The following is a 26,433-nucleotide window of genomic DNA, read 5'->3' on the forward strand; positions in this document are numbered from 1 at the left end:
GGCGGGAGATACCGCCAGCGCAAAAACTGTTTAACCCAGGAACGCCACCACCTGATCGGCACTGAACGGCCAGCCCAGTTCAGCACCGGTATCGACTCGCCGCAACACCGGAATACGCAGGCTGTAAGCGGCGAACCACGTTTCATCGTCGGCGATATCCACCAATTCCACCAGTAGGCCGCGCTCGACGAACTCCATCAACATGGCTTCGGCTACTTCACAGAGATGGCATCCAAGGGTGCCGAACAGCTGACATTCGGGAGGCATGAGCGCTCAACCAGAAAATTAAGTGACCATTCTAGGCCTGCCCCGAAAAACCGTCGAGCCATTGCGGCCCCTGCCCTGATGCCACCGACGACAAGGAGACCCGAGTCAGTCCTGGCTCACGGCGCCAATCTTGTGGATCGACAGGTCCGCGCCGTAATACTCCTCTTCCTGGCTCAGGCGCAATCCATGCAACGCCTTGATCACGCCATACACCACAAACCCGCCAGCCAGAGCCACAGCGATACCCAGCGCAGTGCCGATCAACTGGCTGATCAGGCTGACCCCGCCCAGCCCGCCCAAGGCGCTCTGGCCGAAAATGCCGCAGGCGATGCCGCCCCACACGCCACACAAGCCATGCAACGGCCACACACCCAACACATCGTCGATGCGCCATTTGCCTTGGGCCGCGGTAAAGCACCAGACAAACAGCGCCCCCGCGACGGCACCGGTGACCAGCGCCCCCACAGGATGCATCAGGTCGGAACCGGCACAGATTGCCACGAGCCCCGCCAACGGGCCGTTATGTAGAAAGCCGGGGTCGTTGCGCCCGACAATCAGTGCCGCCACCGTACCGCCAACCATGGCCATCAACGAGTTCACCGCCACCAGTCCGCTGACACCTTGAAGGGTTTGTGCGCTCATGACGTTGAAGCCGAACCAGCCGACAATCAGGATCCACGAGCCCAACGCCAGAAACGGGATACTCGATGGCGCGAACGCGACCAGCCGACCGTCGCGATAGCGGCCATTGCGCGGCCCGAGTAACAGCACCGCCGCCAGTGCCAGCCAACCGCCCATGGCATGCACCACCACCGAGCCTGCGAAATCATGGAAACCGGCGCCAAAGCGCTCCAGCAACCAGGCTTGCAACCCCAGGTTGCCGTTCCAGACAATGCCTTCGAAGAACGGATAGATGAACGCGACGATCAACGCGGTTGCACACAGCTGGGGGACAAACCGGGCGCGCTCGGCGATCCCTCCGGAAATGATCGCCGGGATCGCCGCGGCAAAGGTCAGCAGGAAGAAAAACTTCACCAGTCCATAGCCATGGTCGGCATTGAGCACGGCCGCTGGCTGCATGAACGTCACGCCATACGAAATCCAATAGCCTATAAAGAAGTAGGCCAGTGTCGAAACAGCGAAGTCGCTGAGGATTTTCGACAACGCATTGACCTGGTTTTTCTGTCGCACGGTTCCGACTTCGAGAAAGGCAAAACCGGCGTGCATGGCCAGAACCATGACCGCGCCGATCAGTATGAACAGCGTGTTGGAGCTATGGACCAGGGTGTCCACAGCGCTTTGCAGATTTTCCATGGGATGGGCAGACCTTATGGCAGAAAAAAGCACCAAAGCAGTTCGCGATGACTGCCCATGCACCAAGTTGCAGCTTCAAGGCATCAGCGTACTGATCCCGTTGAACCACTTTGGCGCACGGACGCCGCCCAGGAAAAACGCGCCCCGGACGTTTACGCGAGTTTTTGATTGTTGGTCCTACGGTTTTACTGAAATCATGCCCGGCAATAGCGCAATGGTGCGGACCGGCGCACCACGACTCAGCAAAAGTTGTACCAGTCATTTGTACTGAACCTTCGCCGAAGGCTCATACTCGAACGCATCAGAACGCCACTTAAGGAGATCCACCATGGCCCGCCCCCAGGCAAAGACTGCTCAAGAAATCCTGATGAACGACTTTCAGACACTGGTCAGTGACACCGAACGCTTGCTGGAGCACACCGCGACCCTGGCCGGCGATCAGGCCGACGAGTTGCGCGAGCAGATCCACGAAAGTCTCTTGCGTGCCCGTGAAACCCTGAAACTGACTGAAGACTCCCTGCGCGAACACGGCAAGGCTGCTGTCACCGCCACGGAAGACTATGTCCAGGCCAACCCTTGGCAATCCGTCGGGATCGCGGCCGGCGTGGGCTTCCTGATCGGCCTGCTGGCCAGCCGGCGCTGATATGTCGATCGGCGAATCCGGCCCGTCCGTGACGGGAACCAGCTCCTCATCGCGGCGCCTGGGTGCTGCCTTCGTTGGGTTGCTGCACAGCCATGTCGAACTGTTCGGCATCGAGTTGCAGGAACAAAAAGCCCGCACCGTCAGCCTGTTGCTATTTGCCGGCCTGGCCTTGGTGTTTGCATTGCTGCTGTTGGTAGGGTTGTCGACGCTGGTGCTTATCGTGTTCTGGGACACGTATCGCCTGACCGCCATCATCGGGCTCTGCGTGTTCTACTCCCTCGCCGCCATATTCTGTGGAATGCGCTTGAGAGCGGCGATTTTCGATGAGTCCTCGCCCTTCCATGGCACCCTGGAAGAGCTGGCCAACGATCGGGAGCGCCTGCTGCCATGAGCCTGCCTGAACTGCCACAAAACAGCTCACGCGCGGAAATGCGCAAGGCCCTGATCCGCCTGCGCATGGAAATGCATCGTCAGGAAATCCGCCACGAGTCCGCGCAACTGCTGCAACCCTTGCAACGGGTGCGCGGGATGACGCGAAACCTGCAGGACGGTTTCGGCATCAAGCACGCTCCACTCTGGGGCGTGGCCGCCGTCACCTTGCTGGGCTTTCTGACCGGCAAGGGTGCAAAAAACGGGGATGGCCTCAGCAGCCTGACCCGGCTGATCCGCCTTGGCACCACACTGGGGCCTCTGATCAAACTGATCATGCAGGGCTCTTCGCGCAAAGACTGATCCGTTTCTTTCTGGCTACATTCATGCAATGTCGACGGGATGCGCCCCTCTATCGAGGGGCGCATCCTGTGCGCCTACCCGGTCGACAGGCACCCTCCAAAAAAAGTTCTTGCAAGGAGGCCTCGATATCGACGCCGCCGGGATTGCAGTTCCGCTTGCAGGTCATGGCGCGAAACGGGAAGCTAGGCCATCAGTCACCTGACGGAGAGACCCGCCTTGGATTGGCACACCCTGCTTACCCGCGAACGCCTCGGAAAACCTCTGCACAGCCCTGAAGAACTCGGCCGCAGCCCTTTTCACAAAGACCACGACCGCATCATTTTCTCGGGGGCTTTTCGTCGCCTCGGGCGCAAGACCCAGGTCCATCCGGTGTCCAGCAATGATCACATTCATACGCGCCTGACCCATTCACTGGAAGTCAGTTGCGTGGGTCGCTCACTGGGCATGCGGGTCGGCGAAACCATCCGCAGCACCCTGCCCGACTGGTGCGAACCCAGCGACTTGGGGATGGTGGTGCAATCGGCTTGCCTGGCACACGACATCGGCAACCCGCCTTTCGGCCATTCCGGTGAAGACGCGATCCGTCACTGGTTCCAGCAAGCCGCCGGCCGTGGCTGGCTGGATGCAATGAGTGAAGCCGAGCGCAATGACTTCCTGAATTTCGAAGGCAATGCCCAAGGCTTTCGGGTACTCACTCAACTGGAGTATCACCAGTTCGACGGCGGCACCCGACTGACGTATGCAACGCTGGGCACGTACCTGAAGTATCCATGGACGGCCAGGCACGCCGACTCGCTGGGATACAAGAAACACAAGTTCGGGTGTTATCAGAGCGAGCTGCCGCTGCTGGAACAGATCGCCCATAAACTCGGCCTGCCACAACTGGAGGACCAACGCTGGGCGCGGCATCCGCTGGTGTACCTGATGGAGGCCGCCGACGACATCTGCTATGCGCTGATCGACCTGGAAGACGGCCTGGAAATGGAGTTGCTGGAATACGCCGAAGTCGAGTCCCTGCTGCTGGGACTGGTGGGCGATGACTTGCCGGAGACCTACCGCCAGCTCGGTCCCGGCGATTCGCGCCGACGCAAACTGGCGATCCTGCGCGGCAAAGCCATCGAGCACTTGACCAATGCCGCGGCCCGCGCCTTCGTCGAGCAACAGGAGGCGCTGCTGGCCGGTACACTACCCGGCGATCTGGTGGAACACATGCACGGTCCCGCCAAGCGTTGCGTGCTGAATGCCAAGGACATGGCCCGCAAGAAGATCTTCCAGGACAAGCGCAAGACCCTGCACGAGATCGGCGCCTACACCACGCTGGAAATCCTGCTCAACGCCTTTTGCGGTGCAGCACTGGAGCAGCACAACGGTCGGACCCCGTCATTCAAGAGCCGCCGCATCCTTGACCTGCTGGGTAACAATGCACCCGATCCTCACGGCCCGTTGCACACTTCGTTTTTGCGCATGATTGATTTCATCGCCGGCATGACCGACAGCTATGCCAGTGACATGGCCTTGGAAATGACCGGCCGCGCCAGCCACTGAGGTGTATCGATTGATCAGCCATTACGGCATTCGTTATGGCTGATCCCCCCTTCAACATCCAACAGCACTCAAGTTTCGTCGAATCGCCCTACAGCACATGGCGAGCAAACTGATCGCTTGCCCGGTACTCTCGCGAAACAATCGCCCTCCCTTCTGTTCGACAGATGAAGTGCTCCCCATGGCCGAAAACGATCTATGCATCCTCGTGGTGGAAGACCACCCCTTCCAACTAATAGCCACTCAATACCTGCTGGAAAGTTATGGCTTCACCCGACTGACTACCACCGACAGCGCCAAAGGCGCCATGCAGCAAATGCTCGAGGCCGATCAACCGTTCGACATCCTTTTATGCGATCAATGCCTGCCCGATCTGACGGGACTCGATCTGGTCCGGTTCGCCAGCCAGCGAGGGCTGATCAGACAGGCAATCATTCTGAGTAGCCTGACGACGTCTGAACTGGATGAACTTGAAAAAACGGCCATTGAACACGGGCTTCCGTTATTGGGTTACTTGATAAAACCATTGAAACAATTTGAATTTAGAGGCTTATTGACCTCGGCATCACTATCGAAAAAACACATATGAAATCCGACAAATACACAGCGAAAAACTTACAAGAAATTTCCTTTTTAAGTACACCAAAACATTAGGCCTTTTCAGCTTTCCTAATAAGAAACCTAGTTAACACGTAGTCCCATTCTTCTTTATCTGTAGGATTTCTCCTATATTGCCGCTACAGCTCGGTCAGTTCATGCGTCCGTTCAAGTATCTGAGCTATGGTGCGCGCTTTATTTGAGCTCGCATGGGACTTGATTATGAAGTCCTGACATCGTTTTCGATTTCGACATTCTACGTCGAGATACCAGTAAACGCTGGGGTTTTCCTCTTCACATGTGCTCAACATACCCCTTTTTCTCGTAGCTTGCTAGAAAATTTTGGGGTACTTTAGGGGTATCCATCGCCGAAACCCCCACCGGATACCCCAATGCCACAAGCCCCCTCCACAACCAAACGCAAGGCCGATAGCGACGAGAACATCGCGGCCATTATTAAAGAGCTTGAAAAGCCTGGAAAGTATTCTGAAGGAAGTATCAAAGGTTTGTTCTTGAAAGTTAGCAGCACTTCGCAACTGTGGAGACTCAAGTTCTCGCTGAATGGCGAAGAGGGATCGTTTTCCATCGGTGCCTATCCAGACATCAGCATCGCCAAAGCCCGCGAACTGGCACAGGAAGCGCGGACTGCCGTTGCCGAGGGCATTCACCCCTTAAAGATGAAAGCAGCCAAACGAGAAGAACAACGAACCAAGGAGGCAAATACATTCAAGAAGGTTGCCGAGCAGTGGCTGGAGCACAACTCGCACCTGGCCCCCAAAACCCTATCCGGGCATCAAGGCGTGCTGAAAAACCACCTACTCCCCGTCGTGGGCAATGTGCCGGTCACCGAAATCGCTGTCCACCACGTCAGAACGATCCTGGAGCGCTTGACCGCCTCCCCCACCATGGCCCGCCATTCGCTGACTCTGTTGCGCATGATCCTTGGCCATGCCATGGACCACGAACTGGTCAGCCAGAACGTCGCCATAGGGCGCGAAGGATTACTGAAGAAGCACAAGACGAAACACCACGCCGCCTTGGAAACCCCGGACGACCTGGCCGAATTCCTGCGCCGACTGAACAACTTCGTGGCGTACAACGATCCAGTGATATCGGCGCTGTGGCTGCTGGTGATGCTGCCGGTGCGCCCCGCCGAACTCACTGATATGAAATGGGAACAGGTAGACCTCGACAAAGCTGAATGGCGCTACGTGGTGCCCAAGACCGGTCAACCGCATATCGTCCCCTTGCCGACGCAAGCTGTCGCCCAACTGGGCGCATTGCGAGAGCACAGTTTATGGCTAGGCAGGAAAGGAGCCACTGCCGCCCCGCCCTTCGGTAAAACCGCCGCCAGTGAAAGTGTCGAGCACGCAGGCTGGGTCTTTCCATCCTCTGGCCGCTTCGGCCGACCAATCTCCGGCGACACGTTGCTGGTACGTATACGCACAGGGCTGGGATACGAACGCGGCACCATCACCAGCCACGGGTTCAGATCCACGTTCCGCAGCCTGGGCCATGAAATCCTGCACCTCGACCCTATCGTCCTGGAGATGTGCCTTGGCCACCGCATGCCTGGGGCGCTAGGAGCCACTTACATGCGCTCTGCATTACTTGAACAACGGTGCGCCGCCATGCAGACCTGGGCTAACTACATTGAAGAACTATGGACCAAGGTCGTAGGCACAGATAGCGAAAGTGACAGCGTTTAAAATGGCAAGCTGAACAGTGAAGCGCGGCGAGCGAGGGAAAACAGGCGACAACGCTAAATTTCATAACGGAGTTTGCTTTTTTAAGGGACGTTAAACCCTAACTAAGATTTTAGGCATAGCTTAGATAGTCATAAAAACTTAGCTATTAAGCTATGGGGATATATGGCACGGATTGGCGGGCTTTTTATAATGGGATCAACCCATTAGATCAATGGGATGAAGTGGCACAACCTATTACGGCTGGAAGCTGCAGGCTAGGGCTTCCGGCACAGGTTCTTAATATGTTTAATAGGTTATTTTCTTAAGAGAGAGAGAGAGAGAGAGAGAATAAAAAGGGTATATATAGCACATAGCATATATACACACTGTGCATGCACGCTGCCGACGGACAAAATCGATCCTATTAATTCATTAGTCATCCTATTAATCCCTCAGCGGGGGCTCTAGCGCGGTGCTTTCAGCGCCAATGGGATCGCATTAACGCCGATTTCGATCCCATTAGATTCCATTGCTCCGCAAGATTGACAGCCTCAACCCCGCATCGCCCGCTTCACTGAAGCATCGCTGATGTCGAAGTGCTTGGCTGTCTGTGCAATGCTCGCGGAGTTATCCCTGCGCCAAGTCGCGACTTCGACTGGGTCGATGGTCCGCTTACGGCCAAGCGCTTTGCCCTGTGCTTTTGCGTTTTCGATCCCGGCCATCTGCCGTGCCTTGATGTTCGAGCGCTCCAGCTGAGCCACGGCCGCCAGCATGGTGAGCATGAACTGGCCGTGCTCTGTGCTCAGGTCGAAGCCTTCGCGCCTACTGATGATGCCGACGCCCTTAGCCTTCAAAGTCTCTACGGTGCTGAGCACGTCGATGGTATCGCGGCCCAGGCGGTCGATGGCGCTCACCACGACGGTATCGCCTTGTCTGGCGTACGCTGCCAGCGCCGCGAACCCAGGCCGTTCCAACGCCTTCACAGCGCCTGATACGCCCGCATCCTCGAACCACTGTTCGATCTTGTAGAGATCTCCACTGAGCGCGTGACGCTGGGCTTCGACGCTTTGCTCATCTGTGCTGACGCGCAGGTATCCGATGGTAGCCATGATTGAACCCTCATCACTTTGTGGCTGGGTAGCTCACAATCTATGGCTCATATATAACAGCCTAGCTCATAATTAATCAACACCTTTGATCCACCCTCAAACGCACAGCCGACGAGTGGCTAACAACGTGTACCTTTTGACCCAGCTCCCAGGAAAAAGGGGCACACCTTCGAAATCATTCTGTGCTCATGACAAATAGGTCAGCGCTGATCATCGACGTCGTTGAGCTGGTCGCCGACTGCTTGGCGCCAGGGGCTGGCGGGAAATGGGCAGGGGGCCAAAAGTCGACCGTGGTGGGGGTGTGTCGTCCTTTTGCTTGCGTCACTGTACGTAAACGAGACCAGGCTGCTCAGCAATTCCCCCGTGAAATCAAAGCGTGATATTCCCTAACCGTGATAACCAACGCTAACCAACTGAAAAATTTAAAATTTTTATAATTTTAAACGCCACTTTAACTAGCGCCCTTAACTAAAGCGCCACTTAAAACTGTGCCGTAGCCGTGATAACCAGACCCCCCGCGTAAAATGGATCACGCTTTTGCATGCACGCTGCGATCCATAAAAAATACCGTTCGTCTAATTCGTCGAACGTGTCGCTATTGTGTACGTATTTTCGGAGTATGTTCTAGATACGACAAAACCTCAGACGAGGAACCAGCCATGCCAACCACCGCCATCACCACGCAGCAACTGGCCAACCTGGCCGACGTGTCCCCCTCATTCTTCAGCCTGCACCGCGATGTGCTGCCGGAAACCTTCGTGGTGCCGTGCACCAATCCACAGGGTGGTCGGCCGGCTAATGCATACAGCCTCCAACAACTCGCCGAACTCATCCTTGAGCGCACCAGTTTCCTGAGCGATACCGAATGCCGGTTGCGCGTGGCCTTGGCTGCCAGCGCCAGAAAGACCAAGCCGACAAAGCTCGGCCCGTTCCGACTCGTCACCAACGCCAAGGGCGAATGCCTCGTGGTGCCGCACGACCTGGACAGCCTTGCTCCGCACGATCGCGCCGAAGCCGAAGACGCCTTGGCCTATGAAGCCGCCACCCGCATCGATCCTGTAACCCACCGCCTCTATTCAGCGAAGGACCACCGCCATGACTAATCAAACCTCAATGGTCAGCATGCTCAACGCATCCGACCCTGCCACACCCGTATGCGGATACGGGGTGGTCCGCAGTCCATGCGAGCCGGCCCCGAGTGCTGATAGCCGAACCGCCGAAGTTCTGGATTTTCTGATGGCCCACGGCGCGGTCAGCCCTGCAGCGGTAGCCGTGGCTCGCGCCGCAATCGATTCTTGGCGCGTGGTGCAGGAAGCACTGGCGAAGGCCGCAGCCGAGTCAAAAACCTTGCAGTAATTACCGGCATTGCCGGGGGGAGTAAATGTCATGGCGAGCATGGTCGAAATGCTTAACCAAGGACTCGGCGCACTGAATACGCCGCTGGGTCAGTTCGGCGTCAACATGTTGATGCAAGCAGGCCCGCAGGCTGGAAACCCAGGCGGCGGTGTACGCATGGGCAACGCCCTTGCTGGCATGAGCGAAATGCAGAAGACCCAAGCCCTGCAGCGGTACCGCGAACAGATGATCGCGCAGCAAGAGGCGGCGCAAAACTTCCAAGTGCAGCAAGCGCGGGCCAAGGTTGAACAGCAACAACGTCAGCAGCAGGCGCTCCAGTCGCCAGAATTGCAGTCCCAGCTCGGTGGTATGGCGCGCCAACTCGCCGCGTTGGGCATGCCGCTCGATGACGTATTGAAGGCCCAGTCCGGCTATCAGTTACAGCAGCATCGGCAGGCTTCGTTGGAACAGCAGCAATCACACTTCGAGCAGTCCCAGGCCAATCGCAGTGCCGGCAGTGGTGCTGATCACGGACCAAAAATGCCAACGCCGCGTCAGATCCTGGACGAACCTTTGGGCGAGGGCATGATCCAGCGTCATGTCTTCGACGCCTCCACGAATGGCTACAAACCGTATGGGAAACCGTTCCGGCAGTACGCCCCGACCAAGGCCGATCCGATGGCGGACCTGCTGAACGAGGTCACGCCAGACGATAACGCTGGTGCCGGTGCTGCTGTACCCGGGTTGCCGGGTTCGAATGTATCCATGACACCAGCCCCGCAAGGTGCCGCGTTGCTGATGCACGGCAGCGGATCGAACCCTATGGCCCGTAAACCTGCCGCGCCGAAGACCAAGGCCGAGTACGACGCGCTACCTGCCGGCGCCACCTACGTTGATCCGGCATCCGGTAAAACCACCATCAAGAAAGCCAGAGGATGATGACTCATGGCTACCTTGAGCGCCTTTGGCGACCCGCTGGATGACGACGAGCCGGCACCACCTCCAAGCCAACCTGTGCCGCAAGCGCAGGCTGCGCCTAGTGCGGTGTCGGCATTCGGCGACCCACTCGACGACGTAGAGCCACAACCACCAGCCCCGGTCGGCGGTATGGCCGGGGTACTCGCTGCGCCACAATCGCCCAACCGTACTGCAGGGCAGTGGGTGACGGACATCGGCGGTAGTGTGGGTAGAGGGGCATACAGTTTATTCGACAGCCTTGCCGGTCTGGGTGACATCGCTACGGGGGGCGCGGCAACTCCATGGCTTGCTCAGCATGGTCTGGATTCCAAGCAGGCGCGGGCCGTACTCGATGCGGAAATGTCCCCGCAAGCGAAAGCGCAACAGCAGGAAGTCGCAAACGCGAAGGGCTTTCTTCCTACGGTAAAAGCGATCGCGCAGAATCCTGCCTACGCCGCTGGCCAAGTTATTGAATCAGTCCCGACGATGGTCGCCGGTGGCGTCGCAGGCAAGGGCGCTGCACTCGGTGCCAGGGCACTGGGGATGAACGCAGGTCGCGCCGCACTCATTGGTGCCGGTACTGGTGAAGGGCTCGCCACGGCAGGCCAACAGGCTGCCCAAACGGTGCAGCAGACGGGGGATCTTACCGCTGGCCAGACCGGCCTTGCACTGTTGTCGGGTGGCTTAACCGGTCTGCTCGGTGCTGCCGGTGCGCGTATCGGGCGCAAGCTGGGCGCGTTGGATATCGACGCACAACTGGCCGGCGCCAATGGCGTGGATGTCGCCAAGGGACTAGTCAATCGCGCGCTGACCGGTAGCGGCATTGAATCATTGGAAGAGCTTTCGCAAAGCGCACAGCAACAGGTACTCACTAACCTGGCCACCGACAGGCCAGCTATGGAAGGCGTCGATAAACAAGCGGCCATGGGCGGTGTGCTTGGTGGTGTCATGGGTGGTGCCGGTGCGTTGCGTCGTCCGAACCTGACCAGCCAACCACAACCGATGCCGATGCCGATGCCGGCCCAACAGCAGCAGGGTATGTCGCAACCACAGCCAGCCGCTGCGCCCGCACCACAGGGCCTGCACGCTCAGGTCATGGCTGCCACGCAGCAGACACCCCCAATCGCACCACAGGCGCCAGCAGCGCCAACGCCGTTTGCCGGCTCCGCGAATGTCCGCCCCCTATTCGAGGCGATGGGCATGGACCAGGCGCAGATGGATAAGAGCCTGGATCTGCTGCGTGATGTTGAGCCTGATATCGAAGCTGCACGTCGCGGCACCGTCAGTTGGGAAGAAACCGGCCGGCTCGCCGCGCTCACCGGCACCACTGTCGAGAAGTTGCGCAAGCACCGTGTAGGCGTTGCCTTCAATGCTGAAGAACAAGTCGCGGCCACTCGCCTGCTGAAAGACCAGACACTGAAAGTTCTCGACCTGGGCAACAAGATCACCAGCGGTACGGCGGGTGAAATCGAACAAGCCAATTTCCTGCAAGGCCTTGCCGACCTACGCACCACACAGAAAGCCGTCATGTCCTCCCGTGCCGAGATTGGTCGGGCGATGTCGGCCATGCGCGCCGACGTCACCACGATGAAGGAAGCCAGTCGAATGCTGGAATCTGTCGGCGGTGCGCAGGGCGCCAAAGCAATTGCCGATGCGTTGACCACTGCCGCCCGTGTCGGTGGCGTCGAGGCTGCCAACAAGATGGCCCGCGCCTCCGGGTCTGATGCGTTCTGGACTTTCTACAAAAGCGCGCTGCTGTCTTCGCCTGACACGCACGTCGTGAACATGGTCAGCAACCTGGCTACTAGCGTGATGAACCTCGGTACTCGAACAGTGGCCGGAGGCATCGGTGCCGTGAAGCGTCTGGCTACCGGTGGGAAATACGGCGAGACCCGTATGGGCGAGGTCGGCTACCAAGTGGCGGGCATGATTGAAGGTGTAGTCAACGGTGCTAATGGTGCGGTGCAATCATGGCGCACCGGGGAAGATGCTTTCGGCGGTAACAAGGCCGAGATTTACCGTACGGATTACCCAGGCCAGAAGGTGTGGGGAATGCCGCTGCGCCTGCTGCAATCCGAAGATGCGTTCTTCAAGAACCTGAATGACGGTATGGAGCGTTACTCAGTTGCGTACCGCATGGCTGCTCAGGAACTGAAAGGCCAAGGCCTGGCCACTGTTCATAAACGTGTGCAAGAGCTGATCGCCAATCCACCCCAAGAGCTGACCGAGGCTGGCCACGATGCCGCGCTGTTTCACACCTTCAACAACAACGCCGGGAAGATCACTCAGGCCGTGAACAACTTGCGTCACTCGTTGCCCTACGGCACCGGAAATTTGGTCGTTCCATTCCTGAAAACCCCAGCAAATTTAATTACTTACGCTGTAAAACACAGTCCGGCCGCACCGTTTTTCAAGGAGGTCAGAGCAGATCTGAAAGCTGGTGGTGCCAAGCAGGAAGAAGCGCTGGCCCGCATGGGCATTGGCTCGCTACTGGTGTCGTTTGGTGCCATTGGGCAGATGGGTGGGTGGATCAGCGGCGGCGGTCCGGAAGATCCAGAGAAGCGCAAGGCATGGCTCGGTGCTGGCAACCAACCCTACAGCATCAAGGTCAACGGGGGATGGTACAGCTATCAACGCTTAGAGCCCTTCGCCACCCTCATCGGTATTTCCGCAGACATCGCCAGCGGTGTGCAAGACCAAGGGCTTGGCATGGCTAGCATCATGAAAGCCATTGGCCGCAACTTCACTTCGAAAACATGGCTCCAGGGTTTGAGTGGCGTCATGCAGGCGATGACTGATCCCGACCGCTACGGCGGGAGCTGGATCAATCGCAGCGCCGCCACGCTCGCACAACCCGCCACGCTCCTATCCCACATTGGCCGGTACATGGACCCGTACCAGCGCGACACGGATCGCGGCAGTTTCCTTGATCAGCTCAGTTACCGCCTGCCCGGTGAAACAGTCGGGCGCGAAAGGCTGCCGATCAAGCATGACCAATACGGCCAGCCAATGATGGAAGCGCAGCGCCAGATTGGCCGCGCCGGCCCTATCCCAATCACCACGCCTTCTGATGACCCCGTGCGTATCGAACTCGGCCGCCTCGGCTGGACACCGCGCGACATGCAAAACCATTTCAGTGTTCGGCAAAGCGGCCCCGGCAAAAGCAGGCGTTTCGACCTGACGGACGATCAGCTGCGTGAACTCAACGAGATTGCCGGTGCGCGCATGCACGCCGCTGCAAAAAACCTGATCCGCTCCGTTTACTGGAGTCGCCTGAACGACGACGAACGTGCCGACGCCCTGGACGATTTGATGAAGCAGGCCCGAGCCTCTGCCAGGGTGGCGTTTGTGCCGTTCTTGGCGAGTGGGAAGCGAGGGGCGATTGATCTTTACCGCAAGCAAACCAGTGCCTGGAAACGGGCGGGGGGCAAATGACGATGAACACCACAGAACAGGCCGCATTGGCGGCTGCACAAGCAGCTGTGCAGGTAGCACAGCAACGGGTTGAGGCCCTACTTGAGGTGCAGCAAATGCTCGATCGCAAACTGCCCGAAGCTCAATTGGTGCTCCGTGCCGCACATGCGGATTTACGCCGCGCCAAGGTCGACAGCCGCAGTGAAAGCCGCAAGGCCGAAATTGCATCCCTTCAAAGCCGCATCGCCGATGCCCGCCAATCCGAGGAAAGCCACCATGCAAACCATGTTCATTGATGCCGAACGCATTCGACAGCTGCGCGCCGAATGCGAACTGCACGGAGTCGACTACAACCGCGCCCGGATCGAGGCCACGAAAGCTGGCGGGTACATTGTTAGGCTTCCCACGCCCCTGGTAGACCTCGGTGAAATGCTCACCGTACCGGCGACTATCGAGTGCCGCAACGCCACGTATGCCGAGGGTGAAATGCTCGATTGGATGCTTCGGCTCACTCGCGCCGAACGGCAAAAGGTGCGGATCGGTCGGGTTTACAGCCTGGACCAGCAGCAGATCAACCGCACGCCACTGGGCGACGCGGAACTGGCCGAGTACCGGGCTGCAGCCACTCACGCCGCAAGGGTGAAAAAGCTCGTTGATGATCTGGCAGCGGCGACCCAGGCCGCAACGGCCAAAGCTGCAGCAGCCAAGGGCGCGGCCAATCTGGCAGAGCGTTACGGCCTGACGGCCACGGCCAAACCGGTGCAAGCCGATACCAAGACTGATGCAGCTGTGCCGGCTACGAGCAGAGCTCTCCAAGTGAAAAACCGTAAACAAACGAAGGTGAAGTCATGAGTGACGATTTTGATGTAGACGAGATGTCTGCTGAACTGACGGGTAGTGTCGGTGTGCCGGAAGATGCAGTCGACAGCGATTCGCTGCCAGTGTCCGTCGCCGACAGTGTCGACGAATACAACACCGCCATCGCGGAAAAAGACCTCCGCATGACGAACGACGTCGAGGACTCGGCAGCCGGTGACGCAGAGCGGGAAGGCCAACGCGGCAAAAGAACGGTGCCGCTGGCCGCGCTGCATGAAGAACGCACCAAGCGCCAGGAACTGCAACAGCAGCTCGCGGCTCACCAGCAGCAGCTGCAGCTCATGCAGCAACAGCAGCTTCAGTGGCAGCAGTACCAACAGCAGCTGGCGCAAATGCAACAGCAGCAAGCCGAAGCCGACGCTATCCCCGCGTTTGAAGACGACCCTCAGGGGCACATCGAGGGCGTCAAAAACCAGTTCCGGCAGGAGCTTGAGAACCTGAGACAAGGGCAAGCGCAACAGCAGGCAGCGGCCGATTTTCAACGAGAAGTAGCAACGGTGATGCCAGCTGCCGTGGCAGCGGAGGCCCAGTTCAGGGAATCGAACCCCGACTACGACGAAGCCTTCAACATTGTGCAGTCGAACGTTGAAAGCCAGCTGCGGCAGCTGTACCCACAGGTTGAGCCTGCGGCCTTCAATGTACTGAAGACTGTAGCGCTGGTTCAGTTCACAAAGCAGTGTCAGGCGAGTGGCCGCGACCCTTGCCAGCACATCTACGACCAGGCGCAGCAGATGGGCTGGACCCCCGGCCGCCGTGTGCCTGGAGTGCAATCACAGGGCTACCAGGTCGCAGCGCAGCCACGGGTTTCGCCAAACACCAGCCTGTCCAACCTCAGCGGCTCACCACGGGCACCGGACGAGAAGGGCAAGCTGACAGCGGCGCAAATCAACGACATGGACGACGCCCAGTTCAACGAGCTGTTTGAGCAGATGGGGCGCGCATCCCACGTCGGCCTCAAGTTCTGACGGGGGTGTGCCATGCTGAAAACGACCAAGGAGCAGCGCATTGAGGCGATGCTCCGCGACCTCCAGTTAGAGGCTGAGCGCGGCAATGCTGAGCAACGCCTGCGTGGTCGACTGATCCTACGGGGCGTGCGCTCTGGACTTTACGCAGCAACGGTGCACCCGAGCGTAGCTGAAATGGCCGAGCTGCTGCGTGAAGAACTGTTCGGGCAACAACCTGTGCTGTAACCCAACCACCGAGGGCGCCGCTCGATGACTAGCGAAAACAATAATGCCGAGGCTCATTACCTCGGCATTATTGTGTCTGCAACACGTATGCTCACCAGCCTTGCACGACGTACCCACACCCCCTCAACTCTTTGACGACTTCTGCCTTCCAGCCACCGGAAGGATCGAAACTCACGTAGACCACGCCGCTGATGTCGTTAGGGGTTTCTATGTCACCCTTGGACAGTGCACATACGTTTTCCCTGCCGAGCTTGGCCATAAGGTAACCATGCTCGAAAACAACGTTTTGGCGGGCACGGTTTTTTGGTTTGACGTTTGATTCATGAACGCCACGCCCATGATCGCAGGGCGTGTAAAGAACTAGAGCGAAATCAGCGTCGCCAGAATAGTGTTCAATTTTCTCGATGATCGTCCTACCACCGCTAGCCTGTTCGTGCAGGATGATCGCGTTGAGTCCGATGCTCTCGATGAATCGACTGACTTCTTGCTTGGCTTCGTTATCTCTGCCATGGACGATGAACACATTCCTTTTATTCCTGGCAACTACAGGGGGCACACTGGTCCCTATTTGGGCGGCAATCGAACCCAATTTAGGCCAAGGTGGGGGTGTAAGGAGCTCAAGACCCACTTGGATCGGCTTCGGGTTATAGCCAGACTCAAGAGCATCAAGCAGCGGGGTGAACTGTTCCGATAAGTAGGTTCTACGCTCAGCGTATGTGGCAAATTTAGGCTGGATAAAGCCCCAGAAAGACTCAAGGTCTCTGTGGAGCTTCAGCCATGACGGTAGATGGTTCGCTATTTCGTTGTCGTTGAGGAGTTCAAGACGAAGTTGCTGGTATTCTGCCGAGTCAGCAGGCTTTCCTGTTGCGTGAGCGATCAACAGGTTTTGCAGATAGCTGATTTTGTCAAAGCGGCTTTCCAAAAACTCTAAGCTCATTGAACGAATTCCATATTCGGTGGCGTGAATCGGCGCATGGACGAAAAGCTACCGATTTGCCTTCACCCTGTCCACCGGATTGCCATCGGCCTTTCTCAGGCGTCACCACGGTGCTGCAGCACCAGCTTTGCCAGGCCTTGTTTGATGTGCCCTGCGTTCTCGCCAATCGCATGCAGGGCACCACGGACGTTCTCACCGGCTTCTGCGTGGCCTTGGCGCTCGACCAGCAGAGTCAGCTCCATGATGGCCGCCTCAAGCGCCAGCTGGTTGTTGTAGATGCGTTCGAGGACGTCAGGCAGAGAGTATTCGGTGGGCATGGCTTCGACTCCGTTCGAGAAAATGGAAGCGTAACAACGACGCGACACTAGGCCGCGAATGAGCATTTTGCGACGAATGTCATCGCCTTTGCATCAGCTCCGCCACCCGGGTTTGCTACATGGAACGTGAAAAAACCGAGTTTAAGGGTGGAGTAGAGCGAGAAAACCGCAATAGCGTCCTCAGTAGTTTCGGTTGCTGAAATCATGGTGCTAGAGAGCGCAATGATGTGAGCTGATCGAGCTGATCGCTGGCTAAGGGCAGGACCGGTTTCAGGTTTGGTGTTGCCAAACATATACGTAAGAGTATTTAAATCAGTGTCGTCGACAATGAAGGTTGGGTTTACTCCAGTAAACGAATCTTCGGAGAAATTGAACGGGTTCCCGCTTTTCTGTGCGGGTAGGCCACCTACGTCAATCCGAACACCTACTGGCGGGTCGCAGACGACAGTCAAAAAAGGCTTGGACTCGGCGTATGAGACTATCGCCAAGGAGAGACACAAGCCCAAGAATGCAGTGCAAAACTTCGTCAGTGTCATCAAAAACACCCTGTTGTGCTGGATTGGGATCCAGCATAGTCAGGATGTCGCTCGGGGGCTGGAAGTCAGTAGTCCTGGTAGTCGTCGGGTCGAGCACAAGCCTCGCTGGCAGCCTCTTCGGCGTATTCAATCTCTCGGCGAACTTCAGCGGGTATCCGGTCACGCGCCGTCGATTCCAACAGGGCCAGCTTGTCTATCTTCGCCAGATCCTCGCTCATGGCTACCGCGTACGTGGCCTCTTCGTACCGCTTCAGGGATACGCCCAGCGCTTGCGCCACCGCAAGCCTGTCCAGATTCCCCGCATGTTCCTGCGCCACGTCGCATAGGGCGTCTTGTTTTCGGCTGGCCTCGGTGGCCATCCCGTACACACCGCCCACCACGACCACGGCAAGCGCAAGCTGCATCCCACGCCCTACCCATTCAACCCAGTTGATGTTCATTTCAAGTCCTCCCCTTGCGCTGGTTGGACGATCGACAAATGCGGGTGATCAGGAGCAACGCCGCCGCTAAGGTAAGCGGCCCACGCCTTGACCGGCTGGGCGCTCCAGAAGTCAATCCGCCGCCAACACCAACCGTTATCACTGGATGCGGTGCCCGAACCGACCTTCTGCGCGCCGATCTGCTGGAGTGCAGTAGGCAGGGTCCGGTTATTGATGTGCAGTGACTTGGTGTTGTTCGGGTATTCGCTGCACAGCTGTTCAATCAGCGCGGTACAGCGCCCACCGTCACGATCGAACGGTGGTTTTCCAGCGGCCATCAACTCTTCGAGGAAGTTTGCGAGCCCACCGCGTGATTGTTTCTGCATGAGCAACGTCGACGCGGTCTGTGGCACCGGGGCGAAGGCGTCCCAGTCCTTCGGGAACGTCCACTTGAGCAGTACGCCCGCCAGCGCTGCCGGCCCAGGCCCGTCGATCCATTCCACCAACGCCTTGTAGTAGGCGTCTGGCTGTCGGTCGGCGATGCAACGCAGCACCAGAATGCGGCCGTCCTTCTCCATCAGTGGCAAGGCGTCTTCATGGTTAGTGGTGATAATGTAGTGGGCGATGTTCCTGATTTCCTTGGCCGCCCGTCCTTTGCCTTCAAACGAAACAAGGTCTTCACTGATCATGTTCTTGAAACGTTCGTAGCCGTCCACCTTGTCGGATCGCGCCATTTCGTTGATGAACACGATGCGCTTGTGCTCTACCACGTCATCGAACTGTTTGTTGATCGCCGCCCCGGTGCAGGTACCCACCATGGCTGGCCCGAAAACTTGGCGCAGTAACCGGTGCAGGATGGACTTACCCACCCGGCCCATCTTGGAATACATCAGGATCGCTGTCGGGATCTTGTCGTCAGGGTGCAAATACATCCACGCCAGCCAGTTCAGGAAGTACGCCACGCCAATCGTGTCGTTGTCGCTGATATACAGCAGGTGCCGCAAGAGAATGCCGATATCATCGGTGGTCGCGGCTACGTTTGGCTCAGCCATGGTTTCCTTGAGCCGGTGCCAGCGGTTGAACACCTCGGGGTTGTCATCATTCAGCGGCAGGCTCGTTGGCTCCATGACGATACGGCGCACCACGCGGCGCAAGGGATGGTCCCATACCCACCAGATGTCACCAGCGGCGGTACGGGTTTTGGTTTCGTTGCCGTCCTTGTCCGTGGCGATCAAGATGAGGTCGCCGTAATGCTTGGCACAGTAGTGCTTCAGTCCTTCCTTGTTCAGCTCATCACCGCTCTCAACATGGTATGCCACCACACTGCCGGGCTTCGTGAGCAGAACAAAATCCTCCCTGATATAGTGCAGAATCTCTTGCGACTCTTTGTCGATTTTCATGCCTGAACCGGTGTGCTCGACTTTCTTGGCCGCGTTCTCCCTAACTTTCCGGTCTGTCTCTGCTTGGACCTTCTGCATGTCGATGTCCGGTCCGCGCTGTGGCGCCCGAGTGGCGGTAACTACATCGTCGGTGCGCGTTTGCGATGCTTGCTGTGCGCTGCCGTCGCTGGTGCCGAACTGCACAGTGGTGCCGCTGTTGAGCATGTCTTCGAGGTTGTCGTAGGCCTTCGGGGTCGCGTCGGCTGGCGGTGATTTGGCTGCCTGTTCGGCTGCCTCGACCTCGGCAACCATGCCGTCAAGCAGAGCCACCCGTCTTGTATTGCCTGCAGCCTGTGCCGACGCCCTGGCGTTGAGGATTGACTGCCATAGTGCTCGCTTCGCCCCTTCAGGGTCGGCGGACTGCGCAGCGGCCTGCCAGGCGTCGAGAAGGCTACGTGCCGGCACAGTGGGCGTGTCGATGACGACAACGTCGGCCACGTCGGGATCAATTGCGGGATGCATGGGGTCATTGGCCGGCGTCGATAGAGTGACTGTCGCGGTCTGCGAACCGATCGCCTGTATTGGCTGTGGCGAAGGTTTGGTGCCGATGCCGTTGTTGCGCATGGACACGTCGAGGGCCGACAGCGAGTGCATCGCAGCCGATGCGGTGGTAGAATATGACATACGTAATACCTGCTAATTGGCCCGGCGACGCTTGCAACGTTTGACTGGGCTTCTTTTTGCCCGGATGCCGGGTGGCTGGGGTACTCGTGTGTGGGCCATTTGGGGCACTCTAGCGGTGCTCTTCAAGCGGGTTGGCTGGCACTGTTGAGTGCGGCCAACGGTGTCGGCGCTTGCCGTGCTGCTGCACGCGCAAGAATGAAATCGTCCACCTCACTCTTCAGCCAGGCGACTTTGCCAGTGCTCCCGTTGCGGCGCGGTGGTCCGACCTCTACGGGCGGCTTGAGCCAGCCAGCGGCGACGTATTTGTCCAGAGTTGTGCGGCTGCCGATACCCAGCGCGTACATCACATCTTCCGGGGGCATCAAGACATCGACGGTTGCGACGACTTCTCGGGTGCGGGCTCTGCTCATTTCGATTACTCCTCTCGGGGTAACTTTCGGGGTATGTCATCGAGCGGCCAGCTTTAGGAGCCTTGATCTAGAGCGCCTGTTTGCACCAGTGCCGCAGTTGATTATGAACTCCGTTTTTATTGTCGACGATCACCCGGTTATCCGCCTTGCCGTTCGAATGTTACTGGAACATGAAGGTTACAAAGTCGTCGGCGAAACTGACAATGGGGTCGACGCCATGCAAATGGTTCGCGAATGCATGCCGGACCTGGTCATTCTCGACATCAGCATTCCAAAACTGGATGGCCTGGAAGTGCTATCCCGATTCAACGCAATGAGTACCCCCCTTAAAACGCTGGTACTGACAGCACAATGCCCGACACTTTTCGGTATTCGTTGCATGCAATCCGGTGCATCGGGCTATGTCTGCAAACAAGAGGACATCAGCGAACTGGTCAGCGCCATAAAAGCGGTATTTGCAGGTTACAACTATTTCCCTAGCGAGGCCTTGAACCCCGTCCGCGGAGATGAAACACGCTGTATCGAACTGGAACTGTTCAAATCGGTAAACGACCGGGAACTGATGGTCTTGCAACTTTTTGCCCAAGGTCGCACAAACAAGGAAATCGCCAAGGGCATGTTTCTGAGCAACAAGACCGTGAGCACCTACAAAAAGCGCCTCATGCAGAAACTCAAAGCCAAATCCCTGGTTGAACTGATCGAGATGGCAAAACGTAACGCGCTAGTGTGAGAACCTCGATGCCCAGCCGTTTGAAGGTCTATCTGATTCAAGTGACCGCAGGTCTATGCGTGAGCACTTCGTTGTTCGGGGCACCGGGCAATGAACACTACACGCTGCTCAGCCGCTCGAAGGCCGGGTCACTGGAGGTTCGGCTGGATGAATCCCAGCGACAATGGCTAAAACATAAAAACCAACTAAGGCTCGGTACGTCGGCCCCGGACTATCCCCCTTTCGACCTGACCACCAGTGGTCAGGACTATGAAGGGTTTACCGCCGACTACGCGGGTCTTCTGGGAAAAGTAACCGGTTTGCCCGTCACGGTTCAGCGTTTCGATTCCCGAGGGGCCGCGATCGCTGCGTTGAAGAACGGCGAAGTCGATCTGCTTGGCACCGCCAATGGATTCGAAGCTGGCAATGCCGACATTGCACTGTCCATACCCTATGCCGTCGACCAACCCGTATTGGTGACCCGCGAAGGGGAAACCCGATCCCTCACCAATGGCCTGGCTGGATTGCGCCTGAGCATGGTGTATCACTACTTGCCGCTGGCGGAAGTCAGGGCGTTGTACCCGAAGGCGATCATCACGTCCTATCCGTCCTACCAGAATGCGATCAATGCCGTGGCTTTCGATCAGGCGGACGTGTTTCTCGGTGACACCATTTCAACTCACTACATGATCAACAAGGGGTACTTGAACAACATCCGCATGGCCAACTTCGGCAAACATGAGGCCTATGGCTTCAGCTTCGCCGTTAACAGGAACAACTCCGAGCTGCTCGGCATCATCAACGCGATGATCACGGCCATCCCCTCCAGTGAACGAGAAAACATCGCCAAACGCTGGAGTGCCGGTAGCGACATTCTGCTGACCGATCAAAAGCTGCAACTCACTGACCGGGAAGAACGCTGGCTGACACACCACCCGATTGTGCGCGTCGTCGTCAACGAAGCCTTTGCGCCACTGACGTTTTTCGATAGCAATGGCAACTTTCGCGGGGTCACCGCGGATTTGCTTGAGCTGATCAGACTGCGCACCGGCTTGCGCTTTGACATCCGGCGCAGTCGAAGCGACGACGAAATGATCAAACAGATCAAGGACAACAAGGCCGATGTGATCGCCGCGTTGCTTCCCAGCGCCCAACGTCAAACCCAGCTGAACTTTACCCGCCCCTTTCTGGAAAATTCCTACGTCCTGCTGACCCGCAAAGCCGCCGACAGCCCGACCAACCTCGCGCAGTTACAGGACAAGCGTCTGGCCATTGCCCGCGGCAATCCACTCATGGATTACCTGCGCAAAGAGTTTCCCCGAATCAAGTTGATCGAAACCCCGGACACATTCAGCGCCGTAGAGTCACTCGCCGAAGGCCAGGCCGAGGGCGCGGTGAACTCACTGGTCATTGCCAATTACTTCATTTCCTCGCGGCTGTTCGAGCACACATTGCAAATCAGCACCACCATCGGCACCGAGCAGGCGGCGTTTTCCCTTGCCACCGCTCGGGGCGCCAAAGAGCTGAACGCAATTCTCGACAAGGCTTTATTGAGCATCTCGCCGGAAGAGCTGGGCATCATCAACAGTCGCTGGCGCGGCTATTCGGCGTCCTCGCAAAGTACCTGGCGCAACTATCAAAGGCTGTTCTACCAAATTGTGATCGGTGCCGGTGTGCTATTGCTGATTTCCATTGCGTGGAACGACTACATGCGACGCCAGATCAAGCAGCGCAAGGCCGCCGAGCGTGCGCTGAACGATCAGTTCGAGTTCATGCGATCGCTGGTCAATGGCACGCCCCATCCGATCTACGTACGTGATCGCCAGGGGCTGCTGCAAAGTTGCAACGACAGTTACCTGCAAGCGTTCTGCGCCAGGCGTGAAGATGTCATTGGCAAAAGCGTCATGCAGGGATCGATGAGCAATGTGTTCGAAGCCCGGGAGTACCAGGCTGACTACCAGCGTGTGGTGGCCGAGGGCAGACCGTTGATCGTCGATCGCGAGCTGCACATTGGTGGCCGGCGGCTGACGATCTATCACTGGATTCTTCCCTATCGGGATTCCAGCGCAAAAGTGCAAGGCATTATCGGTGGCTGGATCGATATCAGCGAACGGCGGCAACTGCTCGATGATCTGCGTTGCGCGAAAGAGCACGCCGATAATGCCAACCGGGCCAAAAGCACGTTTCTGGCCACGATGAGCCATGAGATCCGCACACCGATGAATGCAATCATTGGCATGCTTGAACTGGCACTCAAGCGTCTTGATCATCAGCACCCGGAGCGTCCGGCCATCGATGTCGCGTACAACTCGGCGAAAGGGTTGCTGGAACTGATTGGCGACATTCTCGACATTGCCAGAATCGAATCAGGACGCTTGAGCCTGAGCCCGGAGCGCGTTAATCCGGGTGAACTTGTGGCCTCGGTCGTGCGGATTTTCGAAGGCCTGGCCCGACAGAAAGAACTCGAGATGGTGCTGGAGTTTTCATCGGCCAACCCGACTTTCGATGTGCTGCTGGACCCATTGCGCTTCAAGCAAGTGCTGTCCAATCTGATCAGCAATGCCATCAAGTTTACCGAGCAAGGCCAGGTCCGGGTCATTGTCGACCTGCACCCGGCAACGCAGCCTGAGCGTGTGCAAATGCGGCTGCAGGTTCACGACAGTGGCATAGGGATCAGTGAACAGGATCAACAGCGCCTGTTCGAACCCTTCGCTCAGGCCGACAACGCCATCCAATCGGCCAGGGGGGGCGCAGGGCTGGGGCTGGTGATCAGCCGCAACCTCTGCGAGATGATGGGCGGCAGTCTGCAATTGCGCAGCGAGCCGGGCGTCGGCACTCAGGTGGAGGTGTTGCTGCAGCTGGAAACGTTGCCGCTGCAACAGTCAGCCCAGGTGGCCGAGACGCAAATCGTCGTCGCCACAACCCCATTGAATGTTCTGGTAGTCGACGATCACTCGGCCAATCGTTTGCTCACGTGCCAGCAACTGGAGTTTCTTGGACATCGATTTACCGTCGCGGCCGATGGGCAGGAGGGGTTGGCGGCATGGAAAGACCAACCGTTTGATCTGGTGATCGCCGATTGCAACATGCCGGTCATGAACGGTTACGAGCTGGCCCGTGCCATTCGCCAGCATGAACGACAAACCCATCGTCCTCCCTGCACCGTTTTCGGCTTTACCGCCAACGCCCAACCGGAAGAAATACAACGCTGCAAACAGGCCGGAATGGACGACTGCCTATTCAAACCCCTCAGCCTTGGTGCCTTGAGTCAATGGGTGGAAGGCATTGAACCCGCCCATGCAACCCCGGCGTTCAGCCTGCACGGATTGAAACTGATGACCGGAGGCAACCCGATGTTGAACCGGCGATTGCTCAACGAGTTGGTGAGTAGCAACCGCCAGGATCTGCAAACACTGCTGCCACTATCCAGCTCCGGGGATACGCAGGCGTTGCAGGACATTGCCCACAAGATCAAGGGCGCAGCCCGGATAGTGCAGGCCTCCCGCTTGATCGACTGCTGCGAGGCGCTCGAAGCAGCCTGCCATGAGGATTCCGATCGCGAAAAAGTGGCTGGATGCTGCAAATCCATGGAGCGCGCCATACTTGAGCTGGAGGACGCGTTACTACGTCAGATCGAGCATTACGACGAAGGCAAAGTGAAAGAGCCTTAACTTTGCCTGCCCCCTCAGCAGTGTGTTGACCGTCATGGAGAAACCCGCAAGCGCGATGTCTGGATCAGCTACTGGCAGGCCATTGCCCTGGGCGGTGACGTGTCTAGTCCTGAAATAGGTTTACACCTGTTTCACCCTAACGCCCGATGCACCACATCGGGCTTGCTGGCCAACGCCGGCCTGGCGTCTTGATCAGCAGTCGGTCAGGCGCAGGAAAATCGCCGCCAGCTGTTCGATTCCGGCCTGGTCCTGTGCAGTGAAACGGGCGAGCTTCGGACTGTCGAGGTCGAGCACTCCGATCAATCGGCCGTCCTTGACCAGCGGCACCACCAGTTCGCTGTTCGAGGCGCTGTCACAGGCAATGTGACCAGGGAACGCGTGCACATCTTCGACTAGCTGGGTCTGCAAGGTGGCTGCCGCCGTCCCGCATACGCCGCGGCCGAACGGAATTCGCACGCAAGCGATCTGCCCCTGAAACGGGCCCAGCACCAGTTCTTCATTACGGTTGAGGTAGAAACCGGCCCAATTCAAGTCATCGAGTTGATTGAACAGAAACGCCGAGAACTGTGCGGCATTGGCGATGAAATCCCGCTCGTCCGCCAGCAATGATTCCAGCTGTGCGTGCAGCATGCCGTAGCCTTCGAGGCCCTGGCCGCTCTTTTGTAAATCGATCATGCCTTGTGCTCCAACAGTTTCAGCCCGACCCAATAACGAGCAAATTGATAGGCGCAACGCCCATTGCGATTGCCTCGGCCGGTGGCCCAGCGTACCGCCAGAATGTCCAGCTCCTCGGTGCGCTGCCACGCCAGTCCGGCCTTGCCGGCCAACTGACCGATCCAGTGCTCGACGACGTCGAGGAAATGTTCCTGGGTAAACGGATAGAACGACAGCCACAGGCCGAAGCGGTCCGACAGCGCGATCTTGTCTTCCACCGCCTCGCTCGGATGCAGTTCGCCGTCGACCCGTTTCCAGTTTTCGTTGTCGCTTTCCTTTTCCGGCACCAGGTGGCGACGGTTGGACGTGGCGTACAGCAAAACGTTGTCCGGCGCCTGTTCCAGCGAGCCATCAAGGACGCTTTTGAGCACTCGGTAATCACCCTCGCCCGACTCGAACGAGAGGTCGTCGCAAAACAGCACGAAACGCTGGGGTAGTTTGCCGATCTGTTCGACCACTCGCGGCAGGTCTGCCAGGTGATCACGCTCAATCTCGATCAGGCGCAAACCGGCTTGAGCGTGCTCGGCCAACAAGGCGCGCACCAGCGATGACTTGCCGGTGCCGCGCGAACCCCAGAGCAAGGCGTGGTTGGCCGGCATGCCGTCGAGGAACTGCCGGGTATTGCGCCCAAGCTGCTCGACTTGCCGGTCGACGCCGATGAGGTCCGACAAACGCATGTCGAGGCTGACCTCCAGCGGCATCAGATAACCGCCGCGCGACTCACGCTGCCAACGCGCGGCCAGGCATTGCGTCCAGTCGATGGTTGGCCGCGGTGCCGGCAGCAACGGCTCGATGCGGGCCAGAACGGCATCGGCGCGTTCAAGAAAAGCATTCAATCGGGAATCCACGACTTCTCCTCGGGCACGTTCACAGTAATGATGGTGATACAGCGACGAAACACAGCGTCACACAAGCGGCTGCCCCCCGCAGTACAGGCCTCGCGAGAACATCAGTAGGCAGGCATGATCAACTATGCTTGAGCAGCGAAAGGAA

27 protein-coding genes are annotated in these 26,433 nt (G+C 58.0%); 16 read left to right on the forward strand and 11 right to left on the reverse strand.

Annotation, left to right across the window (positions count from 1 at the left end; genetic code table 11):
• Positions 1-30: 30 nt before the first annotated feature.
• Positions 31-267: a glutaredoxin family protein gene (locus WHX55_RS22560; RefSeq protein WP_150759472.1), complete on the reverse strand. Its 237-nt coding sequence runs from the start codon at positions 265-267 to the stop codon at positions 31-33.
• Positions 268-372: 105 nt separating this feature from the next.
• Complete coding sequence (locus WHX55_RS22565; RefSeq protein WP_150759473.1) at positions 373-1,581, reverse strand: ammonium transporter; 1,209 nt, start codon at positions 1,579-1,581, stop codon at positions 373-375.
• A 328-nt stretch (positions 1,582-1,909) separates the two neighbouring features.
• On the opposite strand from WHX55_RS22565, the gene WHX55_RS22570 reads away from it, so the two are divergent.
• The 6 genes from WHX55_RS22570 to WHX55_RS22595 all read left to right on the forward strand — a co-directional run bounded on the left by WHX55_RS22570 (position 1,910) and on the right by WHX55_RS22595 (position 6,804).
• On the forward strand, positions 1,910-2,224 hold the full coding sequence (locus tag WHX55_RS22570; protein WP_008049105.1) for a YqjD family protein: 315 nt from the start codon (positions 1,910-1,912) through the stop codon (positions 2,222-2,224).
• Between the two features lies 1 nt (position 2,225).
• Positions 2,226-2,615 (forward strand): phage holin family protein, encoded by a 390-nt coding sequence (locus WHX55_RS22575; RefSeq protein WP_150759474.1) that lies wholly within the window; start codon positions 2,226-2,228, stop codon positions 2,613-2,615.
• Positions 2,612-2,956, forward strand: coding sequence for a hypothetical protein (locus WHX55_RS22580; protein WP_150759475.1), 345 nt, complete (start codon positions 2,612-2,614; stop codon positions 2,954-2,956). Before WHX55_RS22575 ends, WHX55_RS22580 begins: the two co-directional genes overlap by 4 nt.
• A 216-nt stretch (positions 2,957-3,172) precedes the next feature.
• Entirely contained in the window at positions 3,173-4,501 is a 1,329-nt protein-coding gene (locus tag WHX55_RS22585) for a deoxyguanosinetriphosphate triphosphohydrolase (RefSeq protein ID WP_150726307.1), read from the forward strand.
• Positions 4,502-4,679: 178 nt separating this feature from the next.
• Positions 4,680-5,087, forward strand: coding sequence for a response regulator (locus tag WHX55_RS22590; RefSeq protein WP_150726306.1), 408 nt, complete (start codon positions 4,680-4,682; stop codon positions 5,085-5,087).
• A 400-nt stretch (positions 5,088-5,487) separates the two neighbouring features.
• Entirely contained in the window at positions 5,488-6,804 is a 1,317-nt protein-coding gene (locus WHX55_RS22595) for an integrase arm-type DNA-binding domain-containing protein (protein WP_353741358.1), read from the forward strand.
• A 530-nt stretch (positions 6,805-7,334) separates the two neighbouring features.
• Here the strand turns inward: WHX55_RS22595 and WHX55_RS22600 are convergent.
• Positions 7,335-7,892, reverse strand: a complete 558-nt coding sequence (locus WHX55_RS22600) for a recombinase family protein (protein ID WP_353741359.1) — start codon at positions 7,890-7,892, stop codon at positions 7,335-7,337.
• Between the two features lie 659 nt (positions 7,893-8,551).
• Here WHX55_RS22600 and WHX55_RS22605 point away from each other — a divergent pair.
• The 8 genes from WHX55_RS22605 to WHX55_RS22640 all read left to right on the forward strand — a co-directional run bounded on the left by WHX55_RS22605 (position 8,552) and on the right by WHX55_RS22640 (position 15,664).
• Positions 8,552-8,995 (forward strand): hypothetical protein, encoded by a 444-nt coding sequence (locus WHX55_RS22605; RefSeq protein WP_353741360.1) that lies wholly within the window; start codon positions 8,552-8,554, stop codon positions 8,993-8,995.
• Positions 8,988-9,248 (forward strand): hypothetical protein, encoded by a 261-nt coding sequence (locus tag WHX55_RS22610; protein ID WP_353741361.1) that lies wholly within the window; start codon positions 8,988-8,990, stop codon positions 9,246-9,248. The genes WHX55_RS22605 and WHX55_RS22610 overlap by 8 nt, the downstream gene beginning before the upstream one ends.
• A gap of 30 nt (positions 9,249-9,278) precedes the next feature.
• A complete protein-coding gene (locus WHX55_RS22615; protein WP_353741362.1) occupies positions 9,279-10,166 on the forward strand; it encodes a hypothetical protein in 888 nt (295 codons plus the stop codon).
• 168 nt (positions 10,167-10,334) lie between these two features.
• Positions 10,335-13,619, forward strand: a complete 3,285-nt coding sequence (locus WHX55_RS22620) for a hypothetical protein (RefSeq protein ID WP_353741363.1) — start codon at positions 10,335-10,337, stop codon at positions 13,617-13,619.
• Positions 13,616-13,894, forward strand: coding sequence for a hypothetical protein (locus tag WHX55_RS22625; protein WP_353741364.1), 279 nt, complete (start codon positions 13,616-13,618; stop codon positions 13,892-13,894). The genes WHX55_RS22620 and WHX55_RS22625 overlap by 4 nt, the downstream gene beginning before the upstream one ends.
• Positions 13,875-14,450, forward strand: a complete 576-nt coding sequence (locus WHX55_RS22630; protein ID WP_353741365.1) for a hypothetical protein — start codon at positions 13,875-13,877, stop codon at positions 14,448-14,450. The genes WHX55_RS22625 and WHX55_RS22630 overlap by 20 nt, the downstream gene beginning before the upstream one ends.
• Entirely contained in the window at positions 14,447-15,439 is a 993-nt protein-coding gene (locus WHX55_RS22635; protein WP_353741366.1) for a hypothetical protein, read from the forward strand. The genes WHX55_RS22630 and WHX55_RS22635 overlap by 4 nt, the downstream gene beginning before the upstream one ends.
• Positions 15,440-15,451: 12 nt before the next feature.
• Complete coding sequence (locus tag WHX55_RS22640) at positions 15,452-15,664, forward strand: hypothetical protein (protein WP_353741367.1); 213 nt, start codon at positions 15,452-15,454, stop codon at positions 15,662-15,664.
• 91 nt (positions 15,665-15,755) lie between these two features.
• Here the strand turns inward: WHX55_RS22640 and WHX55_RS22645 are convergent, their stop codons facing one another.
• The 6 genes from WHX55_RS22645 to WHX55_RS22670 form a co-directional block, all read right to left on the reverse strand.
• Positions 15,756-16,601 (reverse strand): nucleotide-binding protein, encoded by an 846-nt coding sequence (locus WHX55_RS22645; RefSeq protein WP_353741368.1) that lies wholly within the window; start codon positions 16,599-16,601, stop codon positions 15,756-15,758.
• 95 nt (positions 16,602-16,696) lie between these two features.
• Positions 16,697-16,918, reverse strand: coding sequence for a hypothetical protein (locus WHX55_RS22650; protein ID WP_353741369.1), 222 nt, complete (start codon positions 16,916-16,918; stop codon positions 16,697-16,699).
• A gap of 47 nt (positions 16,919-16,965) precedes the next feature.
• Positions 16,966-17,454, reverse strand: a complete 489-nt coding sequence (locus tag WHX55_RS22655; protein WP_353741370.1) for a hypothetical protein — start codon at positions 17,452-17,454, stop codon at positions 16,966-16,968.
• A gap of 65 nt (positions 17,455-17,519) precedes the next feature.
• Positions 17,520-17,894: a hypothetical protein gene (locus WHX55_RS22660; protein ID WP_353741371.1), complete on the reverse strand. Its 375-nt coding sequence runs from the start codon at positions 17,892-17,894 to the stop codon at positions 17,520-17,522.
• The gene (locus tag WHX55_RS22665) at positions 17,891-19,876 is read right to left on the reverse strand and encodes a primase-helicase family protein (protein WP_353741372.1); all 1,986 of its coding nucleotides are present in this window, start codon (positions 19,874-19,876) and stop codon (positions 17,891-17,893) included. Before WHX55_RS22665 ends, WHX55_RS22660 begins: the two co-directional genes overlap by 4 nt.
• Before the next feature lie 182 nt (positions 19,877-20,058).
• Positions 20,059-20,346 carry a hypothetical protein gene (locus WHX55_RS22670; protein WP_353741373.1) on the reverse strand — a complete coding sequence of 96 codons (288 nt, stop codon included), beginning with the start codon at positions 20,344-20,346 and terminating at the stop codon, positions 20,059-20,061.
• Positions 20,347-20,449: 103 nt separating this feature from the next.
• On the opposite strand from WHX55_RS22670, the gene WHX55_RS22675 reads away from it, so the two are divergent.
• Both WHX55_RS22675 and WHX55_RS22680 read left to right on the forward strand, forming a co-directional pair.
• Positions 20,450-21,076: a response regulator transcription factor gene (locus WHX55_RS22675; protein WP_008002663.1), complete on the forward strand. Its 627-nt coding sequence runs from the start codon at positions 20,450-20,452 to the stop codon at positions 21,074-21,076.
• Between the two features lie 8 nt (positions 21,077-21,084).
• Entirely contained in the window at positions 21,085-24,726 is a 3,642-nt protein-coding gene (locus WHX55_RS22680; RefSeq protein WP_353741374.1) for a transporter substrate-binding domain-containing protein, read from the forward strand.
• A 192-nt stretch (positions 24,727-24,918) separates the two neighbouring features.
• Here the strand turns inward: WHX55_RS22680 and WHX55_RS22685 are convergent, their stop codons facing one another.
• A complete protein-coding gene (locus WHX55_RS22685; protein ID WP_008002666.1) occupies positions 24,919-25,401 on the reverse strand; it encodes a GAF domain-containing protein in 483 nt (160 codons plus the stop codon).
• Positions 25,398-26,288: an ATP-binding protein gene (locus WHX55_RS22690; RefSeq protein WP_150726303.1), complete on the reverse strand. Its 891-nt coding sequence runs from the start codon at positions 26,286-26,288 to the stop codon at positions 25,398-25,400. The genes WHX55_RS22685 and WHX55_RS22690 overlap by 4 nt, the downstream gene beginning before the upstream one ends.
• Positions 26,289-26,433: the final 145 nt, after the last annotated feature.

Source organism: Pseudomonas fluorescens, from assembly GCF_040448305.1.
GTDB classification, from domain to species: Bacteria; Pseudomonadota; Gammaproteobacteria; order Pseudomonadales; family Pseudomonadaceae; genus Aquipseudomonas; species Aquipseudomonas fluorescens_BH.